This is a genomic window from Pedobacter panaciterrae (assembly GCF_013204795.1).
GTDB classification, from domain to species: Bacteria; Bacteroidota; Bacteroidia; order Sphingobacteriales; family Sphingobacteriaceae; genus Pedobacter; species Pedobacter panaciterrae.
On record NZ_JABMKW010000020.1, the window covers coordinates 871,131 to 894,397 of the forward strand.

Here is a 23,267-nt window from a genome sequence, read left to right on the forward strand (position 1 = left end):
AATTTTAGAATGATGCCTGTAAACCAAGATTCCATACACGCGGACGAGGATTAGAAAAGAAATCCAAATTTTGAGAAAATGCTGAATTAGAACCGTAGCCAGAATTAAACGTATCTACCTCAGGGTCATATCCGGTATATTTTGTTATGAGAAATAAGTTCTGAACACTGGCATAAACGCGCAAGCGACTAAGATGTAATTTACTTACTGTAGCCGAAGGCAAACTAAAGCCTAACATAAAGTTTTGGCCACGTATAAATGAACCATCCTCTACCCACCAGGTATCAAAATGAGAATCCTGTGCAAATCTGTAATTACGAACCTGAGAAACAGAGGTGTTCTGATTTGTTGGAGTCCATGCATTTAACACAGTTGCCAAACTATTTGAAAGTGTTTGTCTGTCTTCAACCGAGTGTTTAAAGTTAGCAGCAGTATTTACACCTTGAACAAAGCGGATATCAAATGCAAAATCCCAGTTTTTATATTTAAAATTACTACTGAAATTTCCGGTCCATTTTGGATAAGCCTGGCCAATGATGCTGTAATAATTACTGCCATCTGGGTTGTAAATGTATTTTCTATCCCCAGGTTTTAAATTATGTGCCGCGGCTTCAGCGCTTTCAGAATCGCTATACGTTCCAAGACGGGTCATTCCATAAAAAGATCCGATGGGCTCACCTACTCTGATCACGAAATTTTCGCCCAGGAAGTTTGGTCCAGGGAAGATATCGGCGTTGCCATCATTCAGTTTCAGTACTTTGTTTTTATTGCTTGAAAACAGGAAGGTTGTTGACCACTCAAAATCTTCATTTTTAACATTGACTGTATTTAAGCTTAACTCAATTCCTGAATTCCTTACTGAACCTACGTTTTTGTAAACGTTGGCATTTACCTCGCCGGCCGACCATGGGATTGGTGTTTGAAGTAAAAGGTCCTTGGTTACTCTGTTGTAATAATCAGCAGTAAGATTAACACGATCCTCAAATAGCCCTAACTCCAATCCTCCATCTGCTTGTATTGATCTTTCCCATTTTAAATCTGGGTTACCAATATAACTAGGGAGCAATGTAGACTGAGCTGCACCATTCAAAACAGTTGTATTTGGTTGAATTTGTGCAAGAGAACGCGCCTGCCCTATTTCCTGGTTACCAGATGTACCATAACTTGCCCGTATTTTCAAATTAGAAATTGACTTGTTATCCTTTAAAAAATCTTCCTGCGAAATACGCCACGCAGCACCTACAGACGGGAAGAATGCATATTTATTGTTCTTTCCAAACCTGGAAGACCCATCATAACGACCTGTTGCAGTAAACAAATATTTCTCGTCTATATTATAGGTAAGACGAGCGTAGAAAGAAGCAAGGGACGACTGATCATCTTGAGATTCGTTGGCACTTTTAACCGAGCCGGCTTGTTGATAATGCCATTGGAAAATATCATCAATAAATGATTGCGTTTCTGAACGGACTCTTTCATAACCGGTTCTTTGAAAAGATACCCCAAGTAATGCGGTTAATTTTTGTTTGTCGTTTATCTGCTTGTTCCAGGTTAAGTAGTTTTCTGTTTGCCAGTAATAGTTTAGGTATGAATTAATATTGGCTACCCCTCCCTGATCCTGCGATAAGTGAGGTAAATTTAAAGAAGAATAAAAGTTATTCTTCTGTCCACTTAGGTTATATCCAAAGTCAGTTTTAAAATCAAGATCTTTGGTAAGATGTAATACCGCATATATATCGCCAAGCATCTGCATATTGTTATTGATGGTATATCTTTCGTTAGCAATGTGAACAGGATTTGGAGCACCTTCTAGTCCGGCAATATCAAAATTTCCTGCCCATGATCCATCCGGATATTTTACCGGAACAATAGGCACTTCTTCTGTTACTGCCCTGGGAACGTTTAAGCTCCCATTTCCGTCGGTTACTAAACGCTGGGAACTTCTGATCAGGTTTATGTTTCCACCTATTTTGAGCCAGTCTTTAACATCATTATCCATTGTCATTTTTACAGAATAGCGTTTAAACGCTGAGGTTGGCGCCAAACCATTCTGATCCAGGTAACCTAAAGACAAACTGTAAACTGATTTTTCGTTACCACCCTGGATATTCAACTGGTGACTTTGCGAAAAAGCAGGTTTATAAGTTTCTTTTTCCCAGTTTGTATCATAAATTGGTTTATCGTTCGTATCAAAAAGTAATGGAAAATTAGCATGATTTAGTTCTACCGGAGGTGCCCAAACTGCGCCAGCGGGATCAAACTTTTGACCATTTGCAAAAGACTCGTTGTATATTTTCACAAACTGTTCAGAATTTAATGTAGGTAAATGCCTGTATAGCTCACTTATGTTCATATTGTTTTCATAAGAAACAGTGGCATCACCCTTTTTCCCACGTTTTGTGGTAATCATAATTACACCATTTGCACCTCTTGATCCATAAATAGCTGTTGATGAAGCGTCTTTTAGTACCTCAACCGAAGCTACATCCAAAGGGTTAACAGAGTTTGGATCTACGCCAACTACCCCATCAATTACATACAATGGATCTATGTTGGAGTTAATTGAGCCAATACCCCTTACCCTTACCTTTGCGGCCGCACCCGGAGCAGCACTGTTAATACTAACCTCTACACCGGTAACTTTACCCTGCAAAGCCTGAGATATATTAGCCACAGGTTTATCCATCAGTTGCTCGCTTTTAACTGTAACTACAGCACCCGTAAGGTCAGATTTTTTTACAGTACCGTATCCAATTACCACAACCTCATTTAAACCGCTTGAGGATTCAGCTAATTGGATATTGATGGTTTTTCTGGCGCCTACTTTAACTTCCTGAGTAGTATAACCAGTGTACGAGAAAACCAAAATATCGTTTTCTCCTTTTACTTCAATGCCGTAATTCCCGCTGGCATCGGCGGAAGTAGCGAGTGTGGTACCTTTTATCAGGATACTTACACCTGGTAAAGGACTGTTGTCTTTTGCATCGCTAACCTTGCCAATAATCTTAAGCTGAGCCATCGCATGAAAGGACAGCATAGAAAATATGACCGAATAAAATATTCTTTTCATCATAATATAGTTTTAGGATTTAGTTTTAGTTTTTTGAATGACCAGGGAATTCCTGGAATAGTAGATCAGCTAAAACAATTTAGTCATGGTGGCAAATAATTGATATCCACAAAGATTAATTTAAGCTTTAGATGATTTAAATAATAGTACAGAACACGCATAGTATAGGGATTTAGGTAGACACGGTATTTAGCACTTGGAGAGCTCCAGAATTTTTAAGGGAATGGTGTTGGTAGCATTATGTAAATACATACCATACAAATGGATATTGCTCGTTTCATACTAGGGACTTAATATTTAACAGTAAATTTGGTTACAGCACCATTGCGATTGATTAATTCGCGATGAATGTATCTACAATATAAATAACAAAAAATTAAGTTCCAAACATTTTAAGGATAAAGAAGGAGATACCTAGATATTGAGTGCTTTTTCAAGGTTATTTTTAAAATTTCGTCCGATAGGAATTTGATAACCATCCAGTACAATTCTGTTCCTTTCCAGACGCGTTATTTTCTGAATGGATACGATGAAGGATTTATGTACCCGAATGAAACGGTCGTGCGGAAAAATATCAAGCATTGCTTTAATTGACCCTTTGAGCAGGATTTTTCCGGTATAAGCATAAATTATTGCATAGTCTTTAAGCCCTTGAATGTGGGTAACATCATTAAAATGCAGTTTTATGCGTTGCACACCGCTTTTAACAAAAATAAAATCAGTTTCCCGAAAGGTAGGATTATCATCAATATTTATATTCTGCGCTTTTAAGGTTAAGAATTCTGTGATTTTTTCAATAGCCTGCTTAAAACGATTAAAAGAAATCGGTTTTAATAAAAAATCAACTACTCCCATTTCATAACCTTCAAAAGCATAATCGCGGTAAGCAGTTGTAAAAATTGTAAGTGGTGGATCTGTTAATTCGTTCAGAAATTCAATACCTGTCATTTCCGGCATCTCAATATCGATAAATAGTACGTCGACAGGTTGATTTTGCAAAAAACGCAAGGCTTCTCGTGTGTTGGCAAACAACGACACAGAATGTACATTGTCGATACGTTTTAAGTAACCGTCCAATATTTCAAGCGCTAGCGGTTCATCATCTACAACAACAATTCTCAGCATTATTTCTAATTTCAATCCATTTAGTTATAATTCAATTACCAGCCTGGCATGGAAAACATTTTTCTTATCATCAAATTCAAGTTGGTGTTTAGCCGGATAAAGCAGCTCCAAACGTTTTCTTAAATTATCAAGCCCTATTCCACCCTTGCCTTTATTAGAAACTGTTGATGGTTTTGAGTTTTCTATATTAACTGTTAATGTTGCATTATTCAATGCTATATCAACAGTAAGCCAACTATTTTCAGTTTGCTTACTAAGCCCATGTTTAAAAGCGTTTTCTACCAAAGGCAGCAACAATAAAGGGGCAATTTCATGACCTTTTAGTTCAGCATTAATATTTAATAAAATAGCAGAATCAGCACTAAATCTGAGTCGCTCTAATTCAATGTAATTACTTAAGTAAGCAATTTCTTTTTCCAGCAGTACCTTTGCATCAGTACTATCATATAGCATATATTCCATCATTTCTGATAGCTTAAGCACTACATCTGGTGCTAGTTCTGATTTTTTAAGTGTTAATGCATACAAGTTATTTAATATATTGAACAGGAAATGTGGATTTACCTGGGCACGAAGAAAATTAACTTCTGCATTTAATTTTTCTACGGTAATTTTCTGAATGAGAAGCTGTTGCCCATACCAATCCATACTTAATTTAAGCGCCAGCATTAAACCTAAATACCATAACGTGCTAAAGAAATTGTAAGATAGACTTTCCATTAAATCGCTGTTGCGCATAGGGCCTATAACATAACCATACAAATAAAAATCAAAAAGACTCTGGGCTGTTAGGTACCCTATTACTGAAGCAATAACTGCCAGGGAATATATAAAGTAGCGTTTCTTTAGCAGGTATTTTGGCAAGAAAAAGTGAAGGTTAAGGTAGGCTATGACAATTAGCAGAGCAATTCTTACAGTTACGCAAGCAACAAAATAAGGCATACTGGCTTTGTGTATGAGGTATCTTTTCTCATATATAAAGAATCCTGTGATCAACAACCAATAGGTACTATGAGCCAGGACATACTTTAGGGAAACAGTCCCTTTTGAAAATGGCAGCTTAACCTGCTTGTCAAGAAAGTCCATATTTAAATATCATATATAAAGGAACTTAAAAGTGCTAAACCTCCAAAATTATTTCGACGAACGGCATAAAAAGTAGAGGTTCGTCTACTTTTTCGTTTACTGGTCTACTATTTTTTTGCATGGTTTCCTTTTCAGCTAATATTGTTCAGGTATTTAAATTTAAAAATTGCATTATGAAAACTACAACATTCAATCAGGCGTTTATTAAGATATTTACGCTGATTACATTATGTTTCACCACGTTCGGTTTCACCACGAAATTTGGATTGGACAGTTATGAGATTTACTTAAACAACAAGCTTATTCTTAAACAGTCGGTAAACGAGCAATTGAGCTTAAGGGTACTGCAACTTGATAAGGCAAATGTTAATGATCAGTTGCGCATCAATTACATACACTGCACTTTAAAGGGAGCAGGCACGAATAGAAATATAGTTCTAAAAGATGAAAAGGGAAAGAAACTGAAAGATTGGTCATTTGCCAATGCGACCGGTTCTGATTTAACTATGGTGATCTCCGTAAAAGAGCTGTTATCGCTGATAAAAAACAATCCAAATCATGAGCTGAGTCTGCATTATACATCAAAGGAACTTACTAAAGCTCAGATGCTTGCATCTCTTACAGTTAATTAGACTAAAGTTACCTAGAAGGTCTGCCTCCAGTAGACAGTCCTTCTTTTTGTCTGTTGAAAATGAATAGCTTATTCGTGTAAGCTAAAAAATCCGTACCTTGAGGCCTTTACGACTAACGCAGCTAGCTGAAAGCACAAGAAAACACAACATGGCAGAGCAACTCATCCATATCTGGGCAGGAATGTCACAAAATAAAACAGAAGAGCAATTCTATAAATACTTTGACCAGAGTAAATTCCTGAAAGACAATAACAGTTTTAATACAGATGAAGCTTATCCCAGAAATGCGCCTGATTTCCAACTTCGCTCTCAGTTCAGCAAAGACATTGGCAAGGAATATGACTACGATGCAGACTGGCTGACCATTTATCATGGTCGCAAAAGAATCAGCATTCAGGCTGCCATTGAAGAGCTACCGATCTGGGATGACCAAACAGAAGTAGACATCTATCAGGCCTGTATCAGTAAAGGAATTTCTACGGTAAACTCTATTCTGTGTTATGCAGATGACGAGCTTAGCATAGACAATCCCCTTGAAAACTATAACGATATGATCTATATAGGCAGTTTTAATAACCCGAGATAATTTACACCACTATAGAAACATATTTTTAAGCTCTTTAAGAAATTCGCATTGCTGCTGACTGATAAATTCCTCGGCCTGCGTTAGAGAAAACCACCGGGCCTGATCTATTTCTGGAAAATCGACAATTTTACCTGATTTAGGCGGCCATTCTAAAGGGAAGGTATTGCATGTGATCTTGTCGGCATCTAAATCGCCGCTAACAGCCCAGCAATTAACTATTTTACCACCCTTCTGAACCACTGGCTTCAACGCTTTAAAATCTCCATGAGGCAGATAACCTGTTTCTTCATTAAATTCCCGCAAAGCCGCCTGTAAAGTATCTTCATCAGGCAATAGTTCGCCCTTAGGAACAGTCCACCAACCTTTTTCCTTATTACGAAAAAAGGGGCCGCCAGGATGAACGAGTAAAACTTCTGGTTCTTTATTTTTTATCCTATACAGCAATATACCGGCACTATGTTTACTCATTGGTTGTAATTTCTGTTAATTTATAGATTATTGACTAAATAAAGATGATGATGTCGCAATCACCCCTATTAATTGTCTTTTATCACCATGTAAGTTTAACTTACTTACCTCTATATTTGTTTTATACCAAAGAATAAACATTTATAAACTCAACAATATGTCATTTCAAGGATACTTAAAGACCATCAAAGAAAAAACCGGGTTAGATCCACAGGATTTTAAGAATAAAGCGGAGGAGAAAAAATTCACCTCAAACGGGCAGCTTCTTCCTAGTGTAAAAGCAGGTGAAATTGTGAATTGGTTAAAAGAGGAATATGACCTGGGCCATGGGCATTCAATGGCTATCTATGCCATATTAAAGGGTATAAAAAATGAAAACAGCCAGTAATCCTTTAACGGTGGCTTCCAACTTGATCGATACTAATAACCGAAAATATTTGGAAGCCTTATTTCTGAAGCTTAATCCAAATACCCCAGCCGTTTGGGGTAAAATGAAACCGCAACAAATGGTAGAACACCTGATAGATCAGGTGCAATACACCAACGGTAAAAAGGAACCTTTTTGCGAAGTTTCTGAACAGCAGGCACAGGTAGCAAAACAGATCAACATCTATACTGCGGTAGGAATCCCAAGAAATGTGATTTTTGGGGAAATCTCGGATCAACTAATTTATCCGGATCTACCTGGTGCTATTCAACAATTAATGACTGAACTTGCTGATTTTGATCAGCATTTTATGAAACCCGAAACATTAGTCATACACGGTGGATTTGGGCCAATGAATTATAAAGAATGGTGTATATGGCACAGTAAGCATTTCTCGCATCACTTAAAGCAATTTAAGATCCCAGCACCTCCTCTTCTCCACTGAAACCACTGAACAGTAGAATTAATTTGGTAATGGCATCATCAGAATGAAGCATTTCAGTTTGTTCTAAAGTCATTTTGGTAACGGCAGAAGCTCTTGCACACATTTGTTTTTCAAACGCAGCTATGGCAGTTTGGAGGTCTGGGAATTTATCATCAGAAAGATGGTCAGCCAATTCAAATGCATCCTGCATGGTCATATTTACACCTTCTCCGGCGTATGGTGGCATACGATGGGCGGCATCTCCAATCATGGTAAGATTAGCTAATGTAGTCCATTGCTGGTCTAGTGGAAAGTGATATTGTGGCCGTGGAACAATAGATACCTCATTGCTGGCAAATAATTCCTGCCATGTAATGTGCCATGATCCAAATTCTTTTTTGAACCATTCAAATACCTGTTTCTTATCTGCAAAATCGATACCGCTATCGCGTACCCAAAATTCTGGCACTTTGCAACCGGTGTAAAAAGAAAGCGTCCCATCCCCTTTCGAGCTTAAAATCAATGACTTTTGATCTCCCATGGCAAATATTTTGCCATCGTTAAGTATATTATACAGCTCCGGTGCGTTTTCTTTAGCATGATAAATATTCCCCTCTACAATTGAAATACCTGAATAAATAGGCTTTATACCTGTTAAGTATGAACGGACTTTAGAATTGGCTCCATCGGCAGCAATTAAGATATCTGCTTCAGCATAAGTACCATTTTTAAACAATAGTTTCCAACCGTCATTATGCGGTGTCGTGGAAACAAACTGACTGTCCCATATTACTGTATCCGGCTTTAGCGATTCAAGAAGTATGTTTCGTAATGGCCCCCTGTCTATTTCGGGACGACCCTCATCATGATCTTCCTCAGAATGTCCATCCAATTTAATATTCAGATCTTTGTCTAACACAAGCAATTTGCCCGCCTCCGGGCGGTAATTAGCATAAAAGGCATCAATCAATCCTGCTCTGCGAAGTGCCTCTAAGCCCGATTCTTCATGAAGATCTAATGTGGCGCCTTGTACCCTTACAGATGAATTAAAATCTCTCTCGTATACTTTTACATCTGCACCTTTAAGTTGTAGTAGTCGTGCTAAAGTAAGGCCCCCGGGTCCGCCACCTACAACAGCTATTCTTTTATTTTGAATCAACATAATTGAAAATTTAGTTTTTACAATACAAAACTACTTCTTCGGCAATGTTGAAAATTGTATAAATCGGTCGTTTTCGTTCTTACTTAGTTCTTTAGGGGTAACACCGGCAAATTTTTTGACATTTTTTATAAAGTGCGATTGGTCTGTGAAGTTCTGCTCTGGAAATAGTTTACCCTCTTTTATCTGAGTAAAAGAAGCCCTAAACCTTAAAATAGTGCAATAAGCTTTTAATGAAATACCAAACCATTCATTAAAATACCTGTTAATTTGCCTGCTTGTCCAATGTAGTGTTTCAGCAATTTCCTGGATAGTGATTGATCCGGCGGAAGTATATACCAGCTCAAATAATCTTTGTTTACGCAAGTCGACCTCTATATTATTTAACTTATTTAATAGTTTATCGGTAAGTACATTACAAAACTGTTCGAAATCACTAAAGCTTTCTGTGGTAATTCCAAAATAATCTGATGGCAAAACATAAACTGCATCAACGAGGGTTGGAAATTTCCTATCAAACAAGTATTCAATAGCAAGCAATTTGAAGCTAACTGCAAGCATAACTGTTTCTGGCATCAGGGTGCCCTGAGAAGGTGCATCTTCCAGTCCTAATAGCGTAAGCTCGTACGGTTCCTTTAAGGAAAAGAAAAGGTCTATCCTGCCATCAGGCATAATGACGACTCTTTTTTCATGATCGGTTTTATTGGACAGCATCCAAAAGCTGTCTACAAATGTAGAAAGAGATGGATTAGGTTTTATCTCTTTATAGGTTATTCCTTCCATTAGTAATAATCGCGACGGGTATGAAGATCTTATAACTACCAATGCAAAATAGTTTATTTTTCATTAAGTTTGGTTAACGCATGTAAGGAAGCCAAAATCCCACAGAGACCTGTACCTCAACCGTATCATACTATTTAATAGTTAATAGATGTGTAAAAATGATTGAATTGACGGCTAAAATATTCGAAACACAGCTTTCACTTCTAAAATCAATTACTGAGCTCGAGAATGTTCAGCGATTTTTTAGAGATAAAGATCCTAAACATAAATTTTTGGGTGTTAGAATGGCGGCTATTTTTGATTTAGCAAAACAGTTCATTGAAATGCCTATTGATGAAATTGAAAAATTAATAGGAAGTGAGTATTATGAAGCACGAATGGGTGCGGTAAGCATAATGGATTTTCAGGCAAGGAATAAGAAAACAACCCCATTAAGGAAAAAAGAGTTATTTGATCTTTATATTAAATGTCATGACAAAATAGATAATTGGGATTTGGTTGATAGAAGTGCCCCGTATGTTGTTGGTGGTTATTTGTTTGATAAGCCAAGAGACATTTTATACAAACTTGCTAAATCTGATCATGTTTGGGAACGAAGAACGGCAATTGTAAGCACTTATTTTTTTATCAGGCAAAATGACTTATCAGACACTTTCAGGATTGCGGAGATATTGATAAACGATGAGCACGATCTTATTCAAAAGGCAGCTGGAAGCTGGATAAGGGAGGCCGGCAAAAGAGACAAATTAGTTCTAATTGAATTCTTAGACAATTTTGCACGCTCAATGCCTATAGCAATGCTTCGTTGCGCGATAGAAAAACTTGATCCCAAAGAGAAACGCTATTATTTGGAGATCAACAAGAAGAAATGACGAAAATCGTGATTACTGAGCCCTGCTGTTCTCTGTGCGCCCTGTAGATTTATTAATGTAAGTAACCTTTTTAAGTCTGCCGAAACTATAAGCAAGGGTAATCCGGTAATATTTGTTATTGTTCTTTCTTGCAAATTCAATATAAGTCTCACCAATTTCATAATAACCCGCAGGTTTATCCTTCCGAAAGATATCGTTGGCTAGTAAATTGAGTTTTAAAGCTTTATTAAAAAAATCCATTTCAACACCCAAAGCGGCTAAAACTTGGTTATGTCTATAAAAAATCCCGTCATACTTGTCTCCTGTGTACCTGCCTAATATTTGAATTTTAAACAAGTTATTGATGTTAAAATTATTGCTGGAATAAAAATGGAACTGTGGGCGGCTTGTCATCAAACCATAAGGGAAGTCGCCAGTCATATACTTATTATAAGTTAGATCAACTGTGTTCATAGATGTAAACCAGTTTAGGTTAAAGGGAATGGACAAGGAAACAAACCAGGAACTAAGTTTACTAAGGTTTAATGGTTTTAATACATAGGTATTTTCGGCTTCGCCTTGTATTGCTGCCCCGGTAATAGCATCCCTTGTATCTGAATATCCTGCTGTAAAATTGTACTTTTTAAACGATGCTCCTAACTCAAAAGAATTTGTTTTTTCGGGCTTTAAGTAAGGATTCCCCTGTATACTGGTATAAGCATCCTGATAAATACCCGAAGGATTTAAAGCCTGATACCTTGGCCTGGTTATCCGCGAAGTATAAGACATTCTAAACTGAAGCTGATCAGAGATTTTAACAGCGATAAAGGCACTCGGAAAAAAATTAAGGTAATTGTCTTTTATCTCTTCTAGTCCCTGAACATCAGTTTCCAATTTATAACTGGTCCATTCGGTTCTTACTCCTATCCCATAGTTTACCTTTAGGCTCATTTGACCATTGAAATTCAGATATGCAGCAGGAATATTTTCCTGATACTTAAAGTCTGCCGAACGTGTCTCATCCAGCACAAAATCATTTCCATTTTTAACTGTAAAAAAATCTGAATAGAATTTATTACTAGCAAAGCTGTATTTAGCTCCGAATTCAAGTCTGTTATTTAAATTAAATGCCTTAGTATAATCTGTCTGGGCGTTTGCCAATCTAATTCTATAACCTGCTTTATTATTTAAAACGTTATAGGACCCCTGCCCGTTAACTAACTTATTTTCATTTATATCATCGTCTGTTTTCGAAATATACCCCGCGTATTGGCCGCCAATAAATAAAGAAGAACCAAGGCTGTCTATATCTCTGTTGTAATTAAGATTAATGGAGTTGTTATTGATTACATTATCATTAGCTATGTCACTCCTAAAAAATTCCTTCATTAAGGTAGAAGTGATGGTATTTTCACTTTTAGTACTTCCACCTAAGTCATTATAAGATCCACTATATTCGGCCGAGAGGTAACTCTTTTCGTCGAGATCGTATTGTCCTCCAAGACTATAATTAGAGAAATTATCATATTTCCTATTCCAGTCAGTCATGAGCACAGAGCTAAAATGATCCACAAGCTTTAATCTTGACCTTGTGGTATTTAATATTTCTCTGGTATTACCCAGCAATAGCCCATAGCTTCCTGTTAAGGATAGTTTGTCCTTTTTATAGTTGACATCTATATTGGTATTTGCACTTGGAGAACTAAAATCTGAAGTGGTAAATATCTGTTTAAAACTCCCTTTATATCCTTCTTCGGCATTTGTAACCGTTATCACATTAATAACTGATTTACCTTCCGCATCATATTTTGAAGAGGGATTTGCAATAATTTCAATCTTCCTGATCTGTGAAGAGGAAATAGAAGACAGCTGTTCGGTAGTTATTCGCCTTCCATTTAGGTAAATAACGGATTCTCCCTTCCCCCTAACAGACACTCCTTCTTCAGTAACGCTAACATTTGGGGATTTGGAAAGAATTTCAATTGCTGTAGTACTTGTTGCTAAAATTGTATTGGCCACATTGACTTCAATTGTCCCGTTTGGTATATTTCTAAATAAAGGAACTTGCCCAACCACCTCTACCCCTTTCAAAATCCTTTGGTTGATAAGCATAGGCACCTCCTTAAGATCTATAACCCGTTGAGCAGAACTGATCTGCAGAGGACCCTGATATTGCTTGTGATATTCCATGGAGGAAACCAACAGTATATAGATGCCATCTTGTATGTTTGTTAGCTGAAAAAATCCTGATGTATCTGCAAAAACACTTTTAATCATAGATGAATCTTTAGCCGAAAGTAAGGTCGCTACTGCAAACTCAACTCCTTTACGAGTATTCATGTCGACGGCGGTTCCCTTAATATTACCCAGCTGGGCATGAGTATTAATTCTGGCAAAAAAGATCAAGATAAATAGTATTATAAAAACTTTGGACATAGTGGTGTATTGGATACTTTTTTTCAAAAGTCCAAAACAATTCCCCGTTGGAAGTGCAGCAATCGGGAATCAGGAGTACGAATTTATAAATCCGTACTGTAGGCAATATTGTCTATCTGTATTTTTTGCTGATGATTAGCTGGGGTTGTGCCGGTAAGCTTTTTAAAAGTAGCAAAGAATGTGGATTTGGAATTAAACCCAACTTCGTAACCAACAGATTCTAACGTTAAGCGATTACTTGAAGCCATTATTTTGCAAGCCTCATTGATCCTAAATTCGTTAACATATGTAGTGAAATTTTTGCCCAGATTATCATTAAGGAGTTGAGATAATTGATGACTGGAAATATTAGTTTCTTTTGATAGCTCATTTAACTTAAGGTCCGGATTTTTATACAACTCTTTTTCAGTCATTATTTTTTCAAGCCGTGCAAATAAGGTATTTACCTCCTGGTCGCTCACTTTCTTGTTTGGATACTTGCTCTGTCCCAAAATGAATAAGTCGCTTGTTTTTTTTCGGTACAGAAGCGTAAAAACGACCATGTATAAGCAAAAAGAAAATGCGAGAGAACCGTTGAGATATAGTGAAAACGAGGCTCTCCACAAAGCCAACTGGAAAAAGGCAAAGATAAGGGCTGTGCTACCAAAAACAGTAAGGAGCCATATTTCTGAGGCTTTCATTTTATAGTCTTTTGCAAACAGTTTTTTCAATATATCTTTTAATACCAAGCCTGAAGCTACCAAATAAGCAAACCACTCTGCGTAGATAATCTGTACAAAATAATTGTTCCAAAGCTTTGGATAGGTTTGATAAGGATATATAATTCCCGGGATAAGGATAATGGCAAACAACACAGCAATACCCCATTTAGAAGATCTTGTTAAAGGCGCACCAGGGTTTATAGTTGATTTTAGAAAATAATAAAGAAAAGGTCCGATAAAAAAACATGCTGTAAGGCCTATCTGCAGATAAATTTTAGCAAGTGAGGGATAAAAACTTACAAAAATAGATTTACCTATCCTTAGGCTTATAGCCAGGAGCAATGCTCCAAAAAATAGATTTGACAGATGTTTTTTTTTGGAAAAAAAGAAAAAATAAACGCTCAAAATGAGCCCGTTAAATACGCCTAAAGCACCAAAAAAGAATAAGAGTCCTTTACCAACATCCATATAATCAGTATAGCTTTTACCGATGTAAAATAAGCAGAAAAAATCAATTTTCATTGGCAAGTTTTGGCACACGATTTTTGTGTATTTTTACGGCAAATATTAAGTAATATGTCCTTTACCTCCTTAGGTTTATCGACTGCTTTATTAGAAGCATTGGTAAATCAGAATTTCACAGTACCTACTCCTATTCAACAAACTGCTATACCAGCCATATTAAACAAAAAAGATGTGCTGGGTATAGCTAAAACAGGTTCTGGAAAAACTGCGGGATATGTTTTGCCAATTCTAATGAATTTGCAAGAAACAGCAGGGGTAAAAAATCGCCATGCGAATGTATTGGTTTTAGTACCAACACGTGAACTAGCCGAACAGGTAAAAGATGTTTTTAAGACTTTTAGTAAGGCCCTCACTGTGCCCATTAAAACATTGGCAGTATATGGCGGTGTTTCTATTAACCCGCAAATGATGGCTTTACAAGGTGTAAATGTGCTTGTCGCTACACCCGGCAGGTTATTGGAATTGGTAGAATCAAATGCCGTGCACCTATCTACCATTGAAACATTGGTGCTAGACGAAGCAGATAAGATGCTTAATCTAGGGTTTAAAGAGGAAGTAAACAGAATCATTTCTCTTTTACCTAAAAAGCGCCAAAATATATTGTTTTCTGCTACATTGAGTGATGATTTGCAACACATTCACCAAATCTTACTACATGATCCAGTAGTTATTAAAATTGAGGTTGAAGAAGATTCACTTGACCTTATCAACCAGATAGCGTATATAGTTACAGATGAGAAAAAGGGCCCGTTTTTACGTCATCTGATCAATCATCATGAAATGAAACAAGTGTTGGTATTTGCTTCTTCGGTTCATCAGGTTGATGCCATTGTAAACAAGCTACGTAAAAATAATATTGACGCAAAAGCTGTTCACAGTAAAAAAAGCCAGGGAGCAAGAACAGAGGCTTTATCTCATTTTAAATCTGGTAAACTTAGGGTTTTAGTAGCAACAGATTTAATGGCGAGAGGAATTGACATTAATTTCCTTCCTTTTGTGATTAATTATGAACTTCCAAGGTCACCTAAAGATTATATTCACCGTATTGGAAGAACTGGCCGTGCTGACACACCCGGAGAAGCAATTTCGATGGTTAGTCCTAATGAGCTTCCTCATTTTGAAGTAATTCAAAAAAAGATGGGTAAGAAAGTAAAAACTACATACCCGGTATGATCTTATAAATCGCACCTTTTTCTTCTTCAATCAGGTTAACAAGCAGATAGATTTCACCGTTACGATCCTCACCAAAGCTATAGATCTGCCAATTTCCAGGTTCCCGGGAAATAGAGAGTTTTTCCATTTTCCAGAGTTCTTTGTTAATGTCGGTTAATGACCAAATGGTTCCCATTAAATCGCCAAAAACGTATTTACCGAAAAGCTGCGGGAGTTGTTTACCGCGATAAAGAAAGCCACCGGTAACACTGATACCTTCATTACGGCCATAATCGGCTATTGGGTTGATCCAGTTTTTTGGATCAGGATCATTTGGAGATTTAACATGTGTACCTTCCCTAACCCGCCAGCCATAATTTCCACCCTTGGTAACAATATCAATTTCTTCCCAATTCTTTTGACCCACATCTCCGGCAAACAATCTTCCGTTAAGTTTGTCGAAGCTAATCCGCCACGGGTTTCTAAAACCATATGCATAAATTTCAGGTTTTGTATTCTCCATTCCTATAAATGGATTGTCTTTTGGAATGGCATAAGGAAGCGTATTTACATCAATTCTAAGTATTTTACCAAGTAAAGTATTTAAATTTTGTCCATTGCCATAAGTACCGTGCATATCATTATATGCACCGCCATCTCCTAGGCCTATATATAAGAACCCATCAGGGCCAAACTTTAGGTCTCCTCCGTTGTGGTTAGATTCAGGTTCATCAATAACCAAAACTTCCCTTGATTTGGTTTTATCAGCCAGATCAGGATTTTCTGTAGAGACTTTGTATTCACGAATAATACTTTGATGGTCTATGCCCGGAGTTTTAGGAACACGCTTGCTAAAGTAAACATAGAACTTGCCATTCTCTGCGTATTGAGGATGAAAGGCCAGCCCCAACAATCCCATTTCATCACTACTTCCCATCATCAGTACCTCATCTGTGAAATCTAAAAAGGGTTTGGATAGAAGTTTACCATTTTTGATAATTCTGATCCGCCCCTTTTGTTCGCAAATAAATAAACTACCAGATTTATCATTTGGCGCCGCAAATGCTGTGGGATATGATAATTGATCGGATATGAGTTGAAGATTGACTTTTACTGGAGATAAGCCGGTTTGTGCTTTAACTCTCGTAATTACAAATAACAGCGCAAATACAATTATTAAGGAGAGGCTTTTTGATTTCATAGTGTTAATATAATGCATTTAGTAATTAAAGTATAATTAAATTGGATAGGTTGGATTTTGTAGCATATCTAATTTAAAAGAGAAAGCAACATTACAGTATGTTGTGAATATGATCGTTATAATACAATCGTCATCTCGACGATAGGAGGGATCTCTTGTTTATGCTAATTTGCTGTGTAGCTACTTCATGGTCAAGAGATCTCTCCTATCGTTGAGATGACGAGAAAGAAATATGTTGTGACGAATACCTAACACAAAAGATACAAGTAAGAAAACAAAATGTTGGCAACTAAAATTCCGAATTCTTTTGCGCCTGATTAACTTTGGGCCATGAGACAATATACCCTAAGCGCATCCCTAATTATATTGACCATAGCCCTGGTATCCTGGGGCCAGAAAGGTCATAAAGCCATTGCCACTATTGCAGAAAAACACTTAGCTCCAAACACAAAAACCATAGTAAGCACCTATCTGAAAGGTGAAACCATGAGCGAGGCAAGTACTTGGGCTGATGAGATTAGTGATGATCCTCAATATAAAAAAACTGCATCCTGGCATTACATCAACCTTCCAATGGGATTAACCAAAGAGCAGTTTACAGATTACGTTATTAAACAAGACAAAGACAATGTTTATACTGCAATTTTAAAAGCAGAGGCAAACCTTAAAGATAAAACACTTAGTTTGGCACAAAAAAATCAGGCGTTAAAATTCCTGATTCATCTTGTTGGTGATGCACACCAACCCATGCATGTTAGCCGTGCCGAAGATAAGGGCGGCAATGATGTACAGGTAAGATTTAATGGAAATGGAACTAATTTGCATGCCTTATGGGATGGAAAACTTATAGACCATGAAGGATTCAATTATGCTGAAATGGCAAAAAAATACGATTGGGCCAACCCGGAACAAGTGAAGAAATGGCAGGCCGATAGCCCTATGCAATGGCTATGGGAAAGTTACCAGGTAAGCACTCAGATCTACGACGACACTCAGCCAGGTGGTAACATTGATGAAGCTAGCTACAAAAGATCAATCGCAATTGTCCACCTGCGCATTGCTCAAGCTGGTATACGATTGGCTGGAGAATTAAACAAACTATTTAACGAACAACAACAGACTCGCCCTATAGAAAAACCGATAGTACCTATCGCTGTAGTTCCGTCCAAACCTTTGGCTAAAGCAATCACGGTAAAATTAACTGACCTAAAGAGCTCTGTTGGCAAGAATGTAATAGTAACAGGCAAGGTATTTAGCCTGAAAGACATTAAAAGTATGGTATTAGTTAATGTTGGAGCAGCGCATCCCAATCAACTCCTTACCCTAGCGCTAAAAGGGAAAGCGAAAGTATTGGCAGATAAGATTAACGGAAAAACCATCACTATTCAAGGCACAGTGAGCTTATTTAAAAATAAACCAGAGATGGTAGTGACTGACCCTAGCCTGATCAAGTTTTAAGTACCAATAATGAGATGAATGACTACAGCATTTCTAGCTGTAGTTATTCTCTTGATTTGAAATTATAGATCTCGCTACCCTTCCATATAATAAACCCAAGTTTAGCACATTGCCTGGCAACTTCAGATTCAACGGCAGAAGGAACGTCATTTACAATCTTCCACCGAACAGCATACTTGCTATTATAGTTGATGTAAATAACCAGATCTTCGCAGTTCCGGTTTTCGATAAGTTCTTTTGTTAATGAATCCTGCAGCTCAGCTGCAAAGCGGGAGAGTCTTTCATGCATCACCTTTGACAATGGAGGTGCGGGTTTAAGGTCTGGTTCAATTATAGCAAGTACAGTAACGGTAGTCATAAGTAATCCTCAAGTGCCGCTAATATTACCAAAAAGATGCAGAGCCACAAATTATGCAACTGAATTTAACATAATTTAAAGTTTAGTACCTGATTAACAAGAGAAAAAAAATCTTTCATCTGCGTTTAAACAGTCCTTTAAGAAAAGCAACATAATTCAAAATCGATTTCTCATTTTAAAGCTCTCTTACACCTTAATACCCCACAGACAACAAAGGGATTATACAAGCACAATAAAATCAATCCTGAAGCCTAAAAATAACCTTAATTAATCACAAAAAACACCCAACCATATCTTTGCTTAAGGACGTTAATTTGCTTATTTTTGCATAGTTCCTGATTTTTCCTTTTACCATTATAGAAACCTAATTGACTACGTTGAAAAATAGAGATAGAAATGTTATGCCCCAAGGTAAGCCCTCATTTAAAGAAGCTTTAAAATTTTGGTTTAAATTGGGTTGGATAAGTTTTGGAGGCACGGCAGGCCATATCAATATTATGCATGAGGAATTGGTAGGTCAAAAAAAATGGATTAGCAACAGCAGATTTTTCCACGCATTAAGCCTTTGCATGCTTTTGCCCGGTCCAGAAGCCCAGCAATTAGCCATTTATATTGGCTGGCAGCTACATGGTAAAAAGGGCGGACTAATAGCCGGCATTTTATTTGTACTTCCCTCCATGTTTATTTTGCTATTACTAAGCATACTGTACGTTTCTTATGGAAATCAGCCATGGATGTTTGCTATGTTCAATGGATTTAAGCCTGCTGTTATCTCCATCATAATAGTAGCGCTGTTAGGTATAGGCAAAAAAGCACTCCATACCAGGCTTCATATTTTAATGTGCGCTTTAGCCTTTATCTGTATTTTCTTCTTTAACATCTCGATGTTCCTGATCATAATAGGAACGATTTTACTCGCTGTTCTAATCCAACGATTGTGGCCTGCGCTATCTGCTAATAGAATTTCGGAGAATAACCTAACCTCTTCTAATGAAGAAACTTTCTATTTTAATAAAAACTCTGTGGCACGTGGCACAAACACACCCAATAGCAAGTCTTTACGGCAAACGGCTATTTTTGCGCTGATCTGGCTAATTCCTTTACTTTTGTTGTACTTTCTTTCTGTTGATTTTCAATTTTGGAAAGACCTAAGCCTCTTCTTTACCCAAACTGCATTATTTACAATAGGAGGATCTTATACTGTTTTACCATATGTTGCACAGTTTAGTGTTTCGAAGCTGAACTGGCTAAGTAAGATGCAAATGATTGATGGTTTTGCCCTTGCTGAAACAACTCCCGGCCCATTAATTATTGTGGTGTGTTACGTAGGATTTATGGCAGCCTTTAATCATTTTTCAGGTTCTATCCTTATGGGCACAATTGGGCTTTTAATTACAACCTTCAATACCTTTTTACCTTCATTCTTATTCATATTTGTTGGCGGACCGATTATTGAAAAAACACATGGAAATAAAACAATTGGCAATGTTCTGGGATTTGTAACAGCTGCAGTTGTGGGAGTGATTTTAAACCTCACCTTATTTCTGGGAAAGGATATTATTTTCCCCGGTGGAGTATCTTTTAAATATATTGATTTTTACTCATTGGCCTGGATTATTATCACCCTGGTGTTAATGAAAAAATTTAAAGTTAACGTCCTCTATATTATTGGACTGAGCTTATTTTTCGGCCTCGCCCATTTTTATATTTTCAGATAATATTATAATTTAACTGTTTAATATTAAATAGCATGAATTTACCAGCGCAATTAGCAAAGCACTTAAAAGATGTTCATTTTGGCGGGAACTGGACATCATCAAACCTTAAAGACAATTTGACGGATGTAAACTGGCAACAAGCAACAATGCAGGTTCATTCTTTTAATACCATCGCTACCTTAGTTTATCATGTGAATTACTACATAAGTGCAGTGCTAAAGGTATTACAAGGAGAACCACTTGAGGCTAGCGACAAATATAGTTTTGACCTTCCTCCAATCGAGTCACAAAGAGACTGGGATAATTTGCTGGACAAAACCTTTGCCGATGCAGAAACCTTCACTTTACTGATTGAGCAGTTGCCAGAGCATAAACTTTGGGAAAACTTTACAGATGAGAAATACGGAACCTACTACAGAAATATCCAAGGGATTATTGAACACACTCATTACCATTTAGGACAGATTGCGCTGATAAAAAAAATACTCTTACAAGCAGCTGAAAACCAAAGCAAAGGTTAGTTTTCTGTGATTTTTAAGTTTCTGAAATCTCCTGCAGATTCGCTGCCGGTCCAGAAAGCTATCTTCCCGGAATTTAGATTGCTTAAAGGAACCACTTCCAAGCATGGCTTAGGGTTTTCATTTACATAGACACTGATCATTTTTGCTTCCACTTTAATCCGAACCTTAAACCATTCTGCCGGATTAACATCCTCTCCGATCGGTTGCTCATACTTTAATGGAGAAGCATCTCTAAGCTTTGGCCAGTCATTACCGGGAAGAGAAATATATTGGACAGCATGTTTTTTACGCAGCTCGTTATCAGATCTAAAATTAAATGGCCTAAAATAGATTGCCTCATAAGTAGAATCGTTTTGTATGTGGAAAGCAAATCCAACAAAGCTTTTCTGGAAAATATCTTCACCCTTCACCTCAAACGTTATCTCACCGTTTTTAAAATCGCGGTGTTTTATTACAGCAAAGCCTGCATCATACTTTGAATTTATATGTAAAGTGGGCTTTTGAGATGAACCACTCATATTTATGGTTCGATTTACGGTATGTGTAACCTTTGTAATGTCTACAGTTACTGTTTTCTGAGCCGATACTTTTACACTAACCGAAAAAATGAGTATCAAAAGTATAAGTAAGGATTTTGGACTTTTCATATTGTTAATTTTCCTTTACAGTTCAAGAGCTATGCCAATGAATTTACCTACCTTAATAAGGCTTTTGACTACCCATGCTGTTCAAAATTGAACATCTACCGTTCGGATAAGAACAGTATCCATCCTTGAAATGATTAGTAAAAAGAAATAAAACCTTATTTTTACTTTTAGAATCGTCTATATCATATAATTCATTCCTTATGATCAGTTCCAACATTTCAAATGAAGCTTTAGATATATTTCGTAAAGGATTAGCGCATTTCATCACTTTTGATGACACTGAATGGACTGAATTCATATCGCACCTTAACTATAAGGTTATTAAAAAGAGGGATCATTTTTCAGTTAAGGATAAAGTTTGTAATGATATTGGATTTATTGTAAATGGTTCAGTTCGCTATTACCATGTTAAGGATGGCATAGAAATAACTGGGTATTTCAGTTTTGAAAATGAATTTGTAAGCTCTTACAAAAGCTTTCTTACGCAGCACCCCTGCACTGGATACATACAAGCGCTTGAACAAACGGGACTGATACTTATTTCCCGTAAAAACATGGACCTGATGCTTAATCATCCATTATTGGGCTACAAGATGGAACGTTTCGGCCGATTGGTTGCAGAACATTACATCTGCTGTTACGAAGACAGGATCACATCTTTTATTACTGAAACTCCTGAAGAACGTTATCTTAAAATGCTCGAAACAACGCCTGAAATTATGCAACGTGTACCACAACATTATGTTGCCAATTTTTTGGGCATTACACCTGTGTCACTTTCGCGGATAAGAAAAAGGACTTTAATATACGCCTAACTCCAGGCACCCATAATTAATTTCTTATCTTTTGTTAACGTTTTGGCTTACAGACCTCAGCTATATTTGTATCATACAAATCGAAAAGACATGCATACTATATTAGGTGCCGGCGGGCCAACAGCAAACGCGCTTACAAAAGAATTATTAAACCATAATCCTAATGAAACTATTCGCCTGGTAAGTCGCAGGCCACTTAAAGTTACAGGTACCAACGTTACCTGGCAAAAAGCTGATCTGTTAAACTATGCAGAGGTATTGGCTGCTGTAAAAGGTTCTGCTGTAGTTTACATGTGCGCAGGTCTGATTTATGATAAAACCATATGGCAGCAACAATGGCCAGTAATTATGCAGAACCTGATTAACGCATCAAAAGAAACGCAGACGAGGTTAATATTTTTCGACAATGTGTATATGTACGGGCTGGTTAAAGGTCCCATGCTTGAGACAACACCATACAACCCAATTAGTGTGAAAGGTGAACTTAGGGCGCGTATAGCTACACAACTGATGGAGGAGGTTAAAGCAGGAAACATACAAGCTACAATTGCCCGGGCTGCAGATTTTTATGGTACAGATTCTATGAATAGTTTTCTGGATATGATGGTATTAGATAAGTATGCAAAAAAAACATCTGCACAATGGATTGGCGACCCGAAAGTGTTACACAATTTCACTTACATACCTGATACTGGCAAGGCAATGTATCTTTTAGGGCAAACACCAGATTCTGATAATCAGATATGGCATTTGCCTACTGCTGCACCAATAACAGGAAAGGAATTTATAACATTGGCTGCCGAAATTTATGGGGTAAAGCCTGCTCACACTACTATTAATAAATTTATGCTTCAGCTGGTTGGTTTATTTAAAAAAGTTGTAGCCGGAACTGTAGAGATGTATTATCAATATGATCATGACTACAATTTCAATTCTTCAAAATTTGAAAATACATTTAAGATAAAACCCACCAGTTATAAAGAAGGAATAAAGCACATGTCAGAGACTTTATACCGGGCAAAATAAAAATCCACATTGTTAATATTCTCACAAATACATTAAGGAACGATAGTTTAAGTCGATTAAAATATTTTCATTATTAAGCTATTTTATTGAATAAATAT

At 37.0% G+C, this 23,267-nt stretch carries 22 protein-coding genes; 11 read left to right on the forward strand and 11 right to left on the reverse strand.

Annotation, left to right across the window (positions count from 1 at the left end; translation table 11 throughout):
* Positions 1-4 precede the first annotated feature (4 nt).
* The 3 genes from HQN86_RS22550 to HQN86_RS22560 all read right to left on the reverse strand — a co-directional run bounded on the left by HQN86_RS22550 (position 5) and on the right by HQN86_RS22560 (position 5,281).
* Positions 5-3,073, reverse strand: a complete 3,069-nt coding sequence (locus HQN86_RS22550; protein ID WP_172663121.1) for a SusC/RagA family TonB-linked outer membrane protein — start codon at positions 3,071-3,073, stop codon at positions 5-7.
* A 411-nt stretch (positions 3,074-3,484) separates the two neighbouring features.
* Entirely contained in the window at positions 3,485-4,210 is a 726-nt protein-coding gene (locus HQN86_RS22555; protein WP_216854487.1) for a LytR/AlgR family response regulator transcription factor, read from the reverse strand.
* A gap of 9 nt (positions 4,211-4,219) precedes the next feature.
* Positions 4,220-5,281 (reverse strand): sensor histidine kinase, encoded by a 1,062-nt coding sequence (locus HQN86_RS22560; protein ID WP_172663122.1) that lies wholly within the window; start codon positions 5,279-5,281, stop codon positions 4,220-4,222.
* Positions 5,282-5,454: 173 nt separating this feature from the next.
* Between HQN86_RS22560 and HQN86_RS22565 the strand changes: the two genes are divergently transcribed.
* Together HQN86_RS22565 and HQN86_RS22570 are read left to right on the forward strand one after the other, a co-directional pair.
* A complete protein-coding gene (locus tag HQN86_RS22565; protein WP_172663123.1) occupies positions 5,455-5,913 on the forward strand; it encodes a hypothetical protein in 459 nt (152 codons plus the stop codon).
* A 148-nt stretch (positions 5,914-6,061) separates the two neighbouring features.
* Positions 6,062-6,499 carry an immunity 22 family protein gene (locus tag HQN86_RS22570; RefSeq protein ID WP_172663124.1) on the forward strand — a complete coding sequence of 146 codons (438 nt, stop codon included), beginning with the start codon at positions 6,062-6,064 and terminating at the stop codon, positions 6,497-6,499.
* Positions 6,500-6,508: 9 nt separating this feature from the next.
* Here the strand turns inward: HQN86_RS22570 and HQN86_RS22575 are convergent, their stop codons facing one another.
* Positions 6,509-6,967, reverse strand: coding sequence for an NUDIX domain-containing protein (locus HQN86_RS22575; RefSeq protein ID WP_172663125.1), 459 nt, complete (start codon positions 6,965-6,967; stop codon positions 6,509-6,511).
* A 157-nt stretch (positions 6,968-7,124) separates the two neighbouring features.
* Here HQN86_RS22575 and HQN86_RS22580 point away from each other — a divergent pair, with 157 nt between their 5' ends.
* Complete coding sequence (locus tag HQN86_RS22580) at positions 7,125-7,355, forward strand: DUF4287 domain-containing protein (RefSeq protein WP_048905187.1); 231 nt, start codon at positions 7,125-7,127, stop codon at positions 7,353-7,355.
* Positions 7,339-7,839 carry a hypothetical protein gene (locus HQN86_RS22585; RefSeq protein ID WP_172663126.1) on the forward strand — a complete coding sequence of 167 codons (501 nt, stop codon included), beginning with the start codon at positions 7,339-7,341 and terminating at the stop codon, positions 7,837-7,839. The genes HQN86_RS22580 and HQN86_RS22585 overlap by 17 nt, the downstream gene beginning before the upstream one ends.
* Here the strand turns inward: HQN86_RS22585 and HQN86_RS22590 are convergent.
* Together HQN86_RS22590 and HQN86_RS22595 are read right to left on the reverse strand one after the other, a co-directional pair.
* A complete protein-coding gene (locus tag HQN86_RS22590) occupies positions 7,808-8,980 on the reverse strand; it encodes an FAD-dependent oxidoreductase (RefSeq protein WP_172663127.1) in 1,173 nt (390 codons plus the stop codon). The genes HQN86_RS22585 and HQN86_RS22590 overlap by 32 nt on opposite strands.
* Positions 8,981-9,010: 30 nt before the next feature.
* A complete protein-coding gene (locus HQN86_RS22595) occupies positions 9,011-9,760 on the reverse strand; it encodes a helix-turn-helix domain-containing protein (protein ID WP_172663128.1) in 750 nt (249 codons plus the stop codon).
* Between the two features lie 158 nt (positions 9,761-9,918).
* On the opposite strand from HQN86_RS22595, the gene HQN86_RS22600 reads away from it, so the two are divergent.
* Complete coding sequence (locus HQN86_RS22600; protein WP_172663129.1) at positions 9,919-10,632, forward strand: DNA alkylation repair protein; 714 nt, start codon at positions 9,919-9,921, stop codon at positions 10,630-10,632.
* Positions 10,633-10,644: 12 nt separating this feature from the next.
* Here the strand turns inward: HQN86_RS22600 and HQN86_RS22605 are convergent, their stop codons facing one another.
* Both HQN86_RS22605 and HQN86_RS22610 read right to left on the reverse strand, forming a co-directional pair.
* Positions 10,645-12,951, reverse strand: coding sequence for an outer membrane beta-barrel family protein (locus HQN86_RS22605; RefSeq protein ID WP_172663130.1), 2,307 nt, complete (start codon positions 12,949-12,951; stop codon positions 10,645-10,647).
* A gap of 179 nt (positions 12,952-13,130) precedes the next feature.
* Positions 13,131-14,270 (reverse strand): helix-turn-helix domain-containing protein, encoded by a 1,140-nt coding sequence (locus HQN86_RS22610; protein ID WP_216854488.1) that lies wholly within the window; start codon positions 14,268-14,270, stop codon positions 13,131-13,133.
* Between the two features lie 54 nt (positions 14,271-14,324).
* On the opposite strand from HQN86_RS22610, the gene HQN86_RS22615 reads away from it, so the two are divergent.
* The gene (locus tag HQN86_RS22615; protein WP_172663131.1) at positions 14,325-15,446 is read left to right on the forward strand and encodes a DEAD/DEAH box helicase; all 1,122 of its coding nucleotides are present in this window, start codon (positions 14,325-14,327) and stop codon (positions 15,444-15,446) included.
* On the opposite strand, the gene HQN86_RS22620 is transcribed toward HQN86_RS22615, so the two are convergent.
* Entirely contained in the window at positions 15,430-16,626 is a 1,197-nt protein-coding gene (locus HQN86_RS22620; RefSeq protein WP_172663132.1) for a PQQ-dependent sugar dehydrogenase, read from the reverse strand. The genes HQN86_RS22615 and HQN86_RS22620 overlap by 17 nt on opposite strands.
* Positions 16,627-16,956: 330 nt before the next feature.
* On the opposite strand from HQN86_RS22620, the gene HQN86_RS22625 reads away from it, so the two are divergent.
* Positions 16,957-18,084, forward strand: coding sequence for a S1/P1 nuclease (locus HQN86_RS22625; protein ID WP_172663133.1), 1,128 nt, complete (start codon positions 16,957-16,959; stop codon positions 18,082-18,084).
* Positions 18,085-18,127: 43 nt separating this feature from the next.
* Here HQN86_RS22625 and HQN86_RS22630 read toward each other — a convergent pair whose 3' ends face one another.
* Positions 18,128-18,442, reverse strand: a complete 315-nt coding sequence (locus HQN86_RS22630) for a hypothetical protein (protein WP_172663134.1) — start codon at positions 18,440-18,442, stop codon at positions 18,128-18,130.
* Positions 18,443-18,819: 377 nt separating this feature from the next.
* Between HQN86_RS22630 and chrA the strand changes: the two genes are divergently transcribed.
* Together chrA and HQN86_RS22640 are read left to right on the forward strand one after the other, a co-directional pair.
* Positions 18,820-20,160, forward strand: a complete 1,341-nt coding sequence (gene chrA, locus HQN86_RS22635) for a chromate efflux transporter (protein WP_246269716.1) — start codon at positions 18,820-18,822, stop codon at positions 20,158-20,160.
* 32 nt (positions 20,161-20,192) lie between these two features.
* Positions 20,193-20,681, forward strand: a complete 489-nt coding sequence (locus HQN86_RS22640; protein WP_172663135.1) for a DinB family protein — start codon at positions 20,193-20,195, stop codon at positions 20,679-20,681.
* On the opposite strand, the gene HQN86_RS22645 is transcribed toward HQN86_RS22640, so the two are convergent.
* Entirely contained in the window at positions 20,678-21,328 is a 651-nt protein-coding gene (locus HQN86_RS22645) for a family 16 glycoside hydrolase (RefSeq protein WP_172663136.1), read from the reverse strand. The two genes, HQN86_RS22640 and HQN86_RS22645, sit on opposite strands and share 4 nt — an antisense overlap.
* A 200-nt stretch (positions 21,329-21,528) precedes the next feature.
* Here HQN86_RS22645 and HQN86_RS22650 point away from each other — a divergent pair, with 200 nt between their 5' ends.
* Together HQN86_RS22650 and HQN86_RS22655 are read left to right on the forward strand one after the other, a co-directional pair.
* On the forward strand, positions 21,529-22,143 hold the full coding sequence (locus HQN86_RS22650; protein ID WP_172663137.1) for a Crp/Fnr family transcriptional regulator: 615 nt from the start codon (positions 21,529-21,531) through the stop codon (positions 22,141-22,143).
* A gap of 90 nt (positions 22,144-22,233) precedes the next feature.
* On the forward strand, positions 22,234-23,169 hold the full coding sequence (locus HQN86_RS22655) for an NAD-dependent epimerase/dehydratase family protein (protein ID WP_172663138.1): 936 nt from the start codon (positions 22,234-22,236) through the stop codon (positions 23,167-23,169).
* Positions 23,170-23,267 lie beyond the last annotated feature (98 nt).